The following is an 11,370-nucleotide window of genomic DNA, read 5'->3' as shown; positions in this document are numbered from 1 at the left end:
TTGCCTTCTCTTATGTGAGTTGATCAACCATAGGAGAAATGCATGAATTCACAACAGAAGTATCTGAATCCTTCCAGAGTATTGATCAATATTGAACAGTTTGTCGAAAGAACTATCGCCTCAAGATATGCATGGCGTGAGTTTCATGATGAACTGATTGACTTGCTGTTCGACCTGCATGCTATTTTTGATTTTGAACTTCAATATTCTGCCTATGTCGAAGCGATGCTGGAGCTGATTTGGCAAAATAACATAGCGTGTAAAATTGATATCGACCAGCTTAAGGCTTTAAGCTTTAAACAGGTACAGCAAGGATTTGATCGTTTTAAACGAAGTAGGGACAAGGAGATTAATGACTTTTGTCGTTTAGAAAGCCGTAACCGTGAAAGACTGAGGGATTATCTAGATGATTTGCTTGGTCATTACAGCAAGCTTTTATTTGTGCGAGTGGATTTAGCCTATCTGAAGGGCAAACAGCATAAAGTGAATGTATGGCAATTTCAGCAAGATGTGCGTGAGCTATTGGGTTTTATTCAAGATGGGGACAGGTGCTTTCGGGATTTAGAAGGCTATGCATGGGCATTAGAGCAGGGCGAGGAGAAAGGCTTTCATTGTCATTTGCTTTTAATCTACAACGGATCAACGCGGCAGAAAGACTATTACTTAGCAGATCAAACTATTCAACGCTGGCAAGAGATTACCGAAGGTAATGGTTATGGCTTTAATTGTAATACCCCTGAGCATAAAAGCCAGTTTAGAAAAATGGATAGCTTAGGGATTGGCATGATCCATCGTGACAATGACAGGGAGGTTCAAAATGCGATTCAAGCTTGTAGTTATCTGGTGAACCCTGAAAAGTCGAATCAACAATTACGGGTTAAGTTGCTAAGGATGCACACCTTTGGTACGGGAAGTTATAAACGCAATTATCGTCGTTATCGGGGTATTCCTAGCTTAAATGCATAAATTAAAATCAATCTGAAATATACAACATCTAGAAGAGAAGATGATTCTCTTCAATGGGTTTAGCTCAATCAGTATCACTGTGTGAATGACTGAATGGCTAGACCCATTTATATTTCAGAGGTTTATATTATGAATATCACTTGCCCTTATTGTCATTCAGAACACATTGTCCGTGTAGTACAACAGACCACATCACAGGGATCACAGCAGCATCTGACTGCATCAGCATCGTTTGCTACCATGGGTGCAGCATTATCAAAGAGCCTGCCTATATCCCCCTTAATTGGGGGCATAGCAGGAGTCGTAGTCGGAGGTTTATTCAATAGTTTGTTTGATAATGCGCCTACCACCCAAAGTACCAGTAGCTGCTTTCAATGTCAGAGCTGTGGTCAGTTGTTTTATTGATGGTTAATTTGTTCAGGGAGAATCTTTCCCTGAACAATGAATAACTCAGGATAAGAGCTAATTTGAATTTGAGGCTGTTTGAATTTCCTCGCCATCTTGAATCTGAAGATCATTTGCAGATTCTGGTGGTGTAGAAGTTTCAGTTTGATTACGAGGATGTGTGAAGGGTGGCATATCTTCTAAACGTTTTATTCGATCGAAATTATCTTGTTTAATTATTTCCGCAACAGAATGATCATTACTGATGACATCATTGATTGCACAATGATCACTTTGACATTCAAGTACAAAAATGACATGTCCACCTGATGGAACATTTGCAAGGACATGTCCTTCAGGCGTCAGACTAAAACTATACTGATTAGAAGTATAATCAGGATAGTGGGTTTGCATGAGTAAATTATGTTCAAAACCGCACCCTGCTACGCCTGACTGAAGTTTTTTATCAAGAAGAGATTGAAAATAATCTGTCGAGAAATGGTAGAGGGTTTCATTTTCGAAGTGGTGCTTCTGATTGATGGCATACATTTTTTTGATCGTATCCAGTTTTAACTGATCTTGGCTGACTTGTTCGGTTTCAGATGTATTCTCTGGTGTTTCTTTTTTTGTGCAGCCTTGAAGTGCTAAACAGCTTATCACCAGAGCCAACATGATTTTATGATTCATAAAGTATGATCCTATTAGACACCCGTTGTACTGATTCAGATGTCTCAAAAGATCAGTTCAAGAGGTCAATATGAAAATTAGAATAAATGTGATATTCGCAGTAGCTTCAGGTCAATAAAAATTAGATCGATGCATGGAGATCATTGACCGAAACTACCGCTTTTTATTTCTCATCAAGATTTATGATTTAGGTTTTAAGGCGACGAAGACTAAAAACAACAATAAGAGTATGCCTCCTACAAATTTGCCAAAGGTTGGAAACATGGAAAAAGGCCATCCCAATCCCTGACCGATGTTGTAGGCAAAACCTTTATAGCTGGCCATTCCCCAGAAATGTTGGTAAATCGCATAAAAGAAGCCAATCACGAGATAGCCACCAATTAACACACCTTTTAAATTACTATTCATTTTATTTATCTCCACCCAATGCGTACTGTGCTAAAACCACAAAAATCCATAAAACAATCATGACCCCGATGAAGGGTAATCCCAGAAAACAGATGGCTGCGATGACGCAGATGATTCCTGCTATTGCACGCATGGCTACCTCCTTGCTGCACACTGGAAGCTGGATTGCATCATGTCATGTTGAAAGTTCTCAGTTTGGGCGAGGGTATAAAGATTGTCCTTTAAACCATCCTCACCATATTTGCTTTCCAACTTTTCATAGATACATTCACAGGTACTGCTCTCAAGACCACCTGTTTTACAGCCATTGACAAATTCACGTTCGGCTCGGCTTGAACATCCAGCCAAAACTATTGTTGTAATACTGATAATGAAAAGACACGGTTTTATATTCATGATTTCCCCTGATATTTAATTATTGTTGCTTTGGTTAGTATTCAATTCAGCGTATTTGTAGTACTGCGTTTGCCCTACAATGGACAGACAGCAAAGATCATTCCTTCAATACGAAAGTATCAAAGCGTTGAGCAAAGACTAAAAACGGCTGAATAGAATGGTTTAGGCTAAAAAGATTGCCTAAAGCCAAGCCGATAAAGATCAGGGAGTGGATAGATTTGAAAATGATGAGTCATGGCGACTACTCCTATATGCATTAAGAAGTTCTACCAATTACTGTCAAATAATGGTGGCAGAACGAAAGAGGGTTGACAGACTGGGCATATAGAACCAGCACGCGCGGACGCGTCCCCCTCCCGTTCTACCGCAAAGGGGGACGAGAAGGTTTCGCACAAGCAACATACTCAGAAGTAAGTAACCTGATACGCTATACGCTCGGTCTGTCAAAACCGACTGGCAATGTAGGCCAGCAGGAGAATCATAATCTGTGCAATGAGGGGAGTCAATTTGTTGTAAAATTTATAGGATAAAACTCTACGTATTGAATAAATTGTATTTATCATCTGTTAATTTTTACTATCAGATAGACATTAATTTTCTAATAAAATAGTCTAGAAGAAACTTACTTCACTACAAGTTAATAATTTTATGGAAGTTTCTCATTTTTTTAGCGTTATTACGGCTTCAGTTGCTATTGTTGGTATCTTCTTTAAGAGGGAGGAAATTCTAGCTTTAAAAAATAAGGATTACACTGCGAAGCTGGATTCGACAATAAGATTTTTTAAAGAGTTCTATGGGAATAATGATCACAGGAAGCTTGTATTGGATCGGGCAGCACAAGAAGTGGTTCGGTTGGATATCGTGGACTATAGGCTTGTTGAGTATTTAATTATCTTGGATGAGCAATATTTGATAAATATTGATGAGATCTTGCAGCATTATCGTAATGGGCATAAATTCATTGAATATTTACCTTCATCTGAGAAATTATCAGCAAAAAGCTTTAAGTTGAAAATTAAGAAAAACCGATCATTGAAGAAGCAAATTTTTATTTACAACGCACAATATTTTATTTTTGCTTCTTTAATATGCATTCCTCTTGTATTCTCCTCTTGGTTTTATAATTTCTTAACAGCTAAGAATACACCTTTTCTTTTTGTTGTCTTTACAGCCATCTATAGTGTTTTTGGACTATTAGCAGCAGTCATGGCATTGTTTGAGGGTACAGACCTTAATCATGCAGATCAATTTATAACAAAACTGCAAAATGCAGATAAACAATATAGATTTTTGATTATTAAACAAAAGAAAAACACTCCTCGTGTGAAAATTCCTTTCCTCAATTTAAAAATTAATTAAAAAAATCTCAGATATACACCATCTAGATGAATCCATTGCAGATTCAACTTCATACTTTGATCTGCATACACAAGTTTAGCCTGCTTCCCCAGCAGGCCTTTTTTATGCTGCAAATTTCTATTGCAACAGCATTCATCTAGAACAGAGGTTTAAAACTATGGCACATCAACTTGAACAAATGGCGTATGTCGGAGCTACCCCTTGGCATGGATTGGGCAATCAACTTTCACCCAATCAACCGATCGAAGTCTGGGCACAGCAGGCAGGCATGGACTGGCGGATTGAATCCTCCGATGTCAGCTATATGGCAAAGAATGACAAAGGACAAAACATCATTTTGCCGTTTGAAGAACAACGAGTCCTTTATCGATCAGATACTCACGCACCGTTATCAGTAGTCAGCCAACGTTTTCAGGAAGTACAACCACATTCGATTTTAGAATTTTATCGTGATTTAACTGAACAATCAGGTTTTGAACTGGAAACCGCAGGGGTACTCAAAGGCGGTAAAAAGTTCTGGGCCTTGGCACGGACAGGACAAACTTCAGCACTGAAAGGCAAAGATGTCAGTAATGGCTATATTCTATTGGCCACCGCTTGTGATGGCACATTAGCTACCACTGCACAATTCACTTCGATCCGTGTGGTGTGTAATAACACCTTAGCCATTGCACTAAAAGCACAGCACTCTACCTCGAACAATACAGGCGTAGTGAAAGTTCCACACAGTACCCGCTTTGATGCAGACAAAGTCAAACAACAACTGGGGATTTCAGTACGCGGTTGGGATGAACACATGTACCAGATGAAACAACTCAGTCAACGTAAAGTCAGCCAAACCCAAGCCGCAGCTTACTTTGAGGCAGTGTTTAACAATACCAACCTGACTGTGATGGAACAGGAAGACAGCATCATCCAGTTTTACCAAAATGTCGCAGCCAAATCTGATAATAAATCAGAACCGAATGGACGTGCCTTATCTAAAGTCATGCAAATGTTTAATGGGCAGGGGCGTGGTGCCGAACTCAGTTCAGCCAAAGACACCGCCTATGGTTTACTTTGCGCTGTGACGGAGTATTGTGACCACGAACGTCGAGCGATGAGTACGGATCACCGACTTGATTCAGCTTGGTTTGGCATGGGTGCAGCAATTAAACAACGTGGACTTGAGCAGGCATTACGGCTTGTGGGGTAGACCGTTAAGCTGATTTTAATTTATCCAGTTTAACTTCAACTTGATGGTTATTAGTTAGCCTTTCTTTACTTTTATGATTCACGCTTGCCTCTGATTCACTTTTTTAAACAGTTCTGATTTTACCCTTGATAGCCACCTTACCCGAGGTGGCTTTTTTTATGCCGCAAATTTTCAAGCCAACCTACCTAATTTCACTGATGTAAATTTCAAAGGAAAATAACCGATGAACTCGATCAATCCAATTCAACAGATACAGGATGCACTCAATCATCCACCGTTACAGACTTACCAGCCTGATCTTGAAACAAACCCAAACCGAAAAACCCGCCTCAATCAAAAGCCCAGTTCCAAATCCCGTCGTTCTAATTCCACCGCCAAACGCCTCGCCAAAACCACCCAGATGAATTACCAACAATGGCTAGAGGTCAGAAAGCAGGGCATTGGCAGTAGTGATGCGGCTACTGCCTGTGGACTGAATCCCTATATGTCGATGCTGGAACTATGGATGATTAAAACAGGACGGATGCAACAACATATTGACGATGAAAGCTCAGGTTATGCACCTCTATATTGGGGTAAACAACTGGAACCTTTAATCGCGGAATTCTACAGCTTGCACACCAACAGCAAACTCCGTCGAGTGAATGCAGTGTTACAACATCCCGACCAAGACAAACACTTTATGCTGGCCAATCTAGATTATGCCGTGGTGGCAAGTGATCAAGTCCAGATATTGGAATGTAAAAGCGTTGGCGAACATGGCGCTAAACTGTGGCGTGATGGCGTACCGCTGTATGTACTGTGTCAGGTGCAACATCAACTTGCAGTCACAGGTAAACAAGCGGCGCATATTTGTGTCCTGATTTGTGGACACCAGACCAAAATCTATAAAGTCATTCGCAACGAAAGCGTGATCAATCACCTGATTAATGCCGAACGACATTTCTGGGAATGTGTGGAACAGGATCGACCACCCAGTGTCGATGCCAGTGAATCAGCAGCCAAAGCCTTACAACTGCTTTACCCTGAACATGTGCCTTTACAAACCGAAGACTTAACACAGGATGCATCTGCCAACCAGATGTTTAAACAACTGTTACAAGCCAAACAACAGATCGAGGTACAGCAACAGCAATTTGATGAGCTCAAACATCAACTACAGATGCTGATGAAGGAGTCTGAACGTGCGATTTTCTTGGAGGGCTCAGTGACATGGAAACGGGCTAAAGACTCCACCACCTTAGATAGCAAAGCATTATTGAAACAACACCCTGAATTGCTTCAGCAGTTTCCACAAACCAAGGTGGGAACACGGCGTTTTAACATCTATGCACATGGAGATTAATAAACAATCCAATAGCCTAAGCTCAAGTTATTTCCATAACTACACATATCCCAAAAATCCGCAAAAGCCGCCCCTGACTGCCCGCTCAATCAAGAGCGGGCAGGTGGAGAAGCTTTTGCGTGTATCGATACAAATTAAGCGTTCCACGATTTCAGCAATTTATTTATTCAACATCGATATATGCCATACGGGGAACGTCTCAAATAAAAGCCTAAACCCGTAAATAAATATATTTAGGAGTACCCAACATGATTAAAGGTTTAATGATTACACCACCCATCCTCGGCAGAATCAGTATTGGTAAAGTGGTCGAGAAGAACGGTAAACGAATTCCTGAAAAGGATGATCAATTCACTATTACCAGCCAGATTAAAAGTAAGGACGGCTGGATCAAACATCCACTGGATGAACAGCTTCGAGCTAAACTGTCCGCTGCAAGTAATGGTCAACAGTCCAATGCCAATAACAATCAAAGCCAAAATCAAACCCCAAAACTACGCAGCATTCCTGTACGGATGATCTTTAATGATCCTGAACTCAGTCTACGTGCAGAGTACACCTTATTTGATCGTCAGACAGGACGACCACTGTGTATCGGTAATGGCGAAACTTGTCAGCGACAAACCCCAACTGGCATTGAACAATATCCTTGTCCATCACCCGAGCGTTGTCCATTGGCACAAGGTGGACTGTGCAAAGCCTTTGGACGGCTCTATGTCAATCTAGATGAAAGTGATGAGTTCGGCACCTTTATCTTTAGAACCACAGGCATTAATAGTATTCGAACTTTGGCAGCACGGCTCAGTTACTACCAAGCGGCATCAGGGGATTTACTTTCCTGTTTACCACTACAACTGATCTTAAGAGGTAAAAGCACCACACAAAGTTATCGCACGCCGATTTACTACGTGGATTTAACCTTAAGGGACAATACCAGTTTGCAGGAAGCGATTACCCAAGCTCAAAAGATGGATGAACAGGCCAAGGTCGCAGGCTTTTATCAGGAGGCATTAGATCATGTAGCAAGAGTGGGTTTTGCACAAGGATTTGCAGGCTTAGATATGGATTTAGGCAATATGCAGGGTGAAGACAACTTTGATGTGATTGAGGAGTTTTATTCGGATGAGGTTGTAGAGGGTAACGGAGCGGATGCAGATAAGGGAAATGCGGATGCAAATGTAGGAAACAGTATTAAACCTGACAAAGTTGAAACCCAAAATCAGGCCAATTTGACCAAGCCACGGCAACGGCAGCGTCAAAATAGTTTAAATCAGGTTCAGGAGATTCAGAAGGGATTGCAGCAGAGTGTGCGGGCGGTGGGTTAGAAGAGGCTGGATAAATGCAGACTCAGTAAGATTTTATCAGATTGCCCAATCATTTGAGCGAAATGCGCTCGCATCATCGATAGGAGAAAAACATCATGAATGCGTTCACAGGTCAAACCTTTCAAATGAATCAAATTATCAATCTCAAGGAAGTAGTAGCATTTACTAGCATAAGTCGAGCTAAGATTTATGAAATGATTAATGAAACTTCAAAGTACTACGATCCTACTTTTCCTAAACCTGTCCGATTGAGTGAAAGCCGTATCGGTTGGTCGGCGTGGGAAATCCATCAGTGGATTGAGGCTAAGATGCAGAGTCGATAGTCAATGGGAGCTTTTGCTCCCTTATTTTTTTGTTTGAAATGTGTATTTCTTGCTACAAAGGTTATATATATTTATATTGTAGATAATTTTTTTAACAAAATTTTTATCTAAGAATAATGTCTTACATTAACCACCAAATAAAATATTTCGCATGGGAAATAACAAAGAAGCGTTCAGCAACAGATGCTGATCGTTTATCACAGTCATTGTTTGATGCTCAAGTAGATGTAAATCCTCATCAAATTGAGGCTGCCCTGTTCGCTTTAAATAATCCTTTGAGTAAAGGTGTTATTCTTGCTGATGAAGTTGGCTTGGGAAAAACGATTGAAGCCGCCTTAGTACTTTGTCAATACTGGGCAGAAAGACGTCGAAATTTATTAATTATTTGTCCTGCATCTTTACGAAAACAATGGGCACAAGAATTACAAGACAAATTTAATTTGCCTACACAAGTTTTGGATCTAAAAACATGGGGCATGGCACGTAAAGATGGTGTCTATGATCCATTTAATAATGGAAAAATTTCTATAATCTCTTATTCATTTGCAAATCGGATGGAATATGCCTTAGCACAAATCCCATGGGATTTAGTGGTGATTGATGAAGCACACAAATTGCGTAATGCTCATCGTTCCAGTAATAAAATAGGGAATAGTTTAAAACGCTCTTTGGCTAGTAAGAAAAAGCTATTATTAACAGCTACTCCCCTACAAAATTCATTGATGGAGCTATATGGATTAAGCACAATTATTGATGAACATTTATTTGGGGATGAAAAAGCATTTCGTGCAAGGTATGTAGTTGACGGAGACATTCAGTCACTTAAGAAACGAATTCAACAATTTATGCAAAGGACGTTGCGTAAAGATGTTTTGGAATATGTACCTTACACAAACCGACATGCTTTAACCGTTCCATTTATACCTAGCGATGATGAGCAAAATTTATACAATTCCATTAGTGCATATTTGCAACGTAAGGTGAGTTATGCCTTTCCTCAGCAACAAAAACATTTAATATCAATTGTTTTAAGAAAGCTTCTCGCATCGTCAACTCCTGCTGTTATTGCGACTTTAGAGGCAATACAAACACGTCTTCAGAAATTGTTGGATCAACAAACTTTAGATGAAGATTGGCTGAGTAATTTTATTATTGATGAAGATATGGATGAGGAATTGCTTGATGATATTGAGGATGACTTAAGTAACGAGCAAATTGATACCAATCTAATAAAGTCTGAAATTGCTGAAATTGAACGTTATATACAGCAGGCATATAAGATTAAAGATGATAGTAAATCGTTTGCTTTGTTATCAGCAATTGAACAGGGTTTTGCTCGAATGTTTGAAATGGGCGCAAAACGTAAAGCGGTAATTTTCACTGAGTCTAAGCGTACACAGGAATACCTTATAGCATTCCTAGAGTCTCGTGGATACAACGGAAAAGTAATAGGATTCAATGGTAGTAATACATCACCTGTGAATACGGGTATCTACCAAAAATGGCTGGGTAAGTATATGGGGAGTAGTCAAGTTACAGGCTCTCCAGCAATTGATCGAAGGACAGCTCTCATTGATTTTTTTAAAAATGATGCAGAAATTTTAATTGCCACTGAAGCAGCAGCCGAAGGCGTAAATTTACAATTTTGTTCTCTAGTTATTAATTATGATTTGCCTTGGAATCCACAACGTGTAGAGCAGCGCATAGGACGTTGCCATCGTTATGGGCAACAGTTTGATGTTGTTGTCGTTAATTTTTTAAATGAAAGAAATGAAGCTGACCAACGTGTTCTAGAACTACTTAAGGACAAGTTTCAGTTATTTGATGGCGTATTTGGTGCTTCAAATGATATTTTAGGAACAGTCGAAAGTGGTATAAATTTTGAAAAGCGGATTTCTGAGATTTATGATCAGTGTCGTAGTCCAGAAGAAATAGAACAAAGCTTTAAGCAATTAAGAGATGAGCTTGAAGAGCAAATCAACGATAAAATGAAAAGGACTCAAGCATTATTACTTGAGCATTTTGATGCTGATATTCATGATTTGTTGAAAATACAAAAAGAACGAGCTGAGCACCAACTTGATAAGATTAGCCGTTTATTTTGGATTTCTACGAAATATATTCTTGAGAAATACGCTAAATTTAATAATGAAAGGCTAAGTTTTGATTTAACTAAATCACCTATTCTGAATATGCCATCAGGAAAATATCAACTTATACGTAAAGGTGAGCGGATTCCCGAAAATACTTTCATTTATCGTTTAACTCATCCATTGGGTGAGTTTGTATTGGATAATGCTAAAGGCTTACAAACACCGAAACAATTCATTCAGTTTAATTATAGTCGATATGGTCAGAAAGTAACGCTACTAGAGGCTTTGAAAGGACAACAAGGTTGGTTATCTATTACGGTCTTGAGTTTGGATTCTTTTCAAGAAGAGGAGCATATTGTTATCACGGCAATGACTGATGATGGCAAGGTTTTAGATGTAGACTTGTGTGAGCGTTTGCTTCAAGTCAATGCAACAGTGTTGTCTGATGAGGCAGATCAGATACCTGAAATATTTCAGGCAAATATTGATAAGCAGTATCAAGTTGCTTTGAATCATGCTTTGGAGCTGAATGATGAGTTTTTCAAAAAGGAACGGGATAAGCTAGAACAGTGGGCGGAGGATAGTTTGCTTGCCGTGGAGAAAATGCTTGAAGATACAAAGTTAAAAATATCTAGCCTTAAACGAGAGTCTCGAAGAGCACCTGATATTGAAACTGAAAAACGGCTACAGGAAGAAATACAAAAAGCTGAAAAAGAAAAACGACGCATGCGACAGCAAATTTTTGATGTTGAAGATGAAATAGCGGATAAGCGTGAGGCGATGATTGATGCACTAGAACAAAGATTGCATCGTTCTAGCAAAGCTGAAAACTTATTTATAGTTCAATGGAAAGTTGTGTAAAATAAAAATGGATTACTAAAACTTTTGA

At 39.4% G+C, this 11,370-nt stretch carries 12 protein-coding genes; 8 read left to right on the top strand and 4 right to left on the bottom strand.

The genetic code is table 11. The annotated features are described in order from the left end of the window. Window positions 1-42 precede the first annotated feature (42 nt). Both E0D95_RS10120 and E0D95_RS10115 read left to right on the top strand, forming a co-directional pair. Window positions 43-966: a YagK/YfjJ domain-containing protein gene (locus tag E0D95_RS10120; protein ID WP_130803731.1), complete on the top strand. Its 924-nt coding sequence runs from the start codon at window positions 43-45 to the stop codon at window positions 964-966. Between the two features lie 129 nt (window positions 967-1,095). After that, a complete protein-coding gene (locus E0D95_RS10115) occupies window positions 1,096-1,371 on the top strand; it encodes a hypothetical protein (RefSeq protein WP_130803730.1) in 276 nt (91 codons plus the stop codon). A gap of 57 nt (window positions 1,372-1,428) precedes the next feature. On the opposite strand, the gene E0D95_RS10110 is transcribed toward E0D95_RS10115, so the two are convergent. The 4 genes from E0D95_RS10110 to E0D95_RS10100 all read right to left on the bottom strand — a co-directional run bounded on the left by E0D95_RS10110 (window position 1,429) and on the right by E0D95_RS10100 (window position 2,841). Next, entirely contained in the window at window positions 1,429-2,037 is a 609-nt protein-coding gene (locus tag E0D95_RS10110; RefSeq protein ID WP_130803729.1) for a hypothetical protein, read from the bottom strand. 180 nt (window positions 2,038-2,217) lie between these two features. Continuing rightward, the gene (locus E0D95_RS10105) at window positions 2,218-2,445 is read right to left on the bottom strand and encodes a hypothetical protein (RefSeq protein ID WP_130803728.1); all 228 of its coding nucleotides are present in this window, start codon (window positions 2,443-2,445) and stop codon (window positions 2,218-2,220) included. 1 nt (window position 2,446) lies between these two features. Then, window positions 2,447-2,578, bottom strand: a complete 132-nt coding sequence (locus tag E0D95_RS15925) for a hypothetical protein (protein ID WP_262382084.1) — start codon at window positions 2,576-2,578, stop codon at window positions 2,447-2,449. 2 nt (window positions 2,579-2,580) lie between these two features. Then, window positions 2,581-2,841: a hypothetical protein gene (locus E0D95_RS10100; RefSeq protein ID WP_130803727.1), complete on the bottom strand. Its 261-nt coding sequence runs from the start codon at window positions 2,839-2,841 to the stop codon at window positions 2,581-2,583. Between the two features lie 648 nt (window positions 2,842-3,489). On the opposite strand from E0D95_RS10100, the gene E0D95_RS15755 reads away from it, so the two are divergent. The 6 genes from E0D95_RS15755 to E0D95_RS10065 all read left to right on the top strand — a co-directional run bounded on the left by E0D95_RS15755 (window position 3,490) and on the right by E0D95_RS10065 (window position 11,342). Beyond that, on the top strand, window positions 3,490-4,200 hold the full coding sequence (locus E0D95_RS15755; protein WP_213073700.1) for a hypothetical protein: 711 nt from the start codon (window positions 3,490-3,492) through the stop codon (window positions 4,198-4,200). A gap of 157 nt (window positions 4,201-4,357) precedes the next feature. Next, entirely contained in the window at window positions 4,358-5,395 is a 1,038-nt protein-coding gene (locus tag E0D95_RS10085; RefSeq protein ID WP_130803725.1) for a DUF932 domain-containing protein, read from the top strand. Between the two features lie 232 nt (window positions 5,396-5,627). Continuing rightward, on the top strand, window positions 5,628-6,740 hold the full coding sequence (locus E0D95_RS10080) for a YqaJ viral recombinase family nuclease (protein WP_130804882.1): 1,113 nt from the start codon (window positions 5,628-5,630) through the stop codon (window positions 6,738-6,740). 248 nt (window positions 6,741-6,988) lie between these two features. Continuing rightward, window positions 6,989-8,065 carry a recombination directionality factor gene (locus E0D95_RS10075; protein WP_431830748.1) on the top strand — a complete coding sequence of 359 codons (1,077 nt, stop codon included), beginning with the start codon at window positions 6,989-6,991 and terminating at the stop codon, window positions 8,063-8,065. 95 nt (window positions 8,066-8,160) lie between these two features. Beyond that, entirely contained in the window at window positions 8,161-8,388 is a 228-nt protein-coding gene (locus E0D95_RS10070) for a helix-turn-helix transcriptional regulator (protein ID WP_049174026.1), read from the top strand. 116 nt (window positions 8,389-8,504) lie between these two features. Beyond that, window positions 8,505-11,342 carry an SNF2-related protein gene (locus E0D95_RS10065; protein WP_130803724.1) on the top strand — a complete coding sequence of 946 codons (2,838 nt, stop codon included), beginning with the start codon at window positions 8,505-8,507 and terminating at the stop codon, window positions 11,340-11,342. Window positions 11,343-11,370 lie beyond the last annotated feature (28 nt).

Source organism: Acinetobacter ihumii (assembly GCF_900625095.1).
GTDB lineage: Bacteria > Pseudomonadota > Gammaproteobacteria > Pseudomonadales > Moraxellaceae > Acinetobacter > Acinetobacter ihumii.
This window is presented reverse-complemented; position numbering and strand designations above follow the sequence as displayed.

Bases quoted from the DNA above. Each gene is read 5' to 3' on its own strand.
- E0D95_RS10120 (WP_130803731.1), top strand. From the start codon at position 43: ATGAATTCACAACAGAAGTATCTGAATCCTTCCAGAGTATTGATCAAT.
- E0D95_RS10115 (WP_130803730.1), top strand. From the start codon at position 1,096: ATGAATATCACTTGCCCTTATTGTCATTCAGAACACATTGTCCGTGTA.
- E0D95_RS10110 (WP_130803729.1), bottom strand. From the start codon at position 2,037: ATGAATCATAAAATCATGTTGGCTCTGGTGATAAGCTGTTTAGCACTT.
- E0D95_RS10105 (WP_130803728.1), bottom strand. From the start codon at position 2,445: ATGAATAGTAATTTAAAAGGTGTGTTAATTGGTGGCTATCTCGTGATT.
- E0D95_RS15925 (WP_262382084.1), bottom strand. From the start codon at position 2,578: ATGCGTGCAATAGCAGGAATCATCTGCGTCATCGCAGCCATCTGTTTT.
- E0D95_RS10100 (WP_130803727.1), bottom strand. From the start codon at position 2,841: ATGAATATAAAACCGTGTCTTTTCATTATCAGTATTACAACAATAGTT.
- E0D95_RS15755 (WP_213073700.1), top strand. From the start codon at position 3,490: ATGGAAGTTTCTCATTTTTTTAGCGTTATTACGGCTTCAGTTGCTATT.
- E0D95_RS10085 (WP_130803725.1), top strand. From the start codon at position 4,358: ATGGCACATCAACTTGAACAAATGGCGTATGTCGGAGCTACCCCTTGG.
- E0D95_RS10075 (WP_431830748.1), top strand. From the start codon at position 6,989: ATGATTAAAGGTTTAATGATTACACCACCCATCCTCGGCAGAATCAGT.
- E0D95_RS10070 (WP_049174026.1), top strand. From the start codon at position 8,161: ATGAATGCGTTCACAGGTCAAACCTTTCAAATGAATCAAATTATCAAT.
- E0D95_RS10065 (WP_130803724.1), top strand. From the start codon at position 8,505: ATGTCTTACATTAACCACCAAATAAAATATTTCGCATGGGAAATAACA.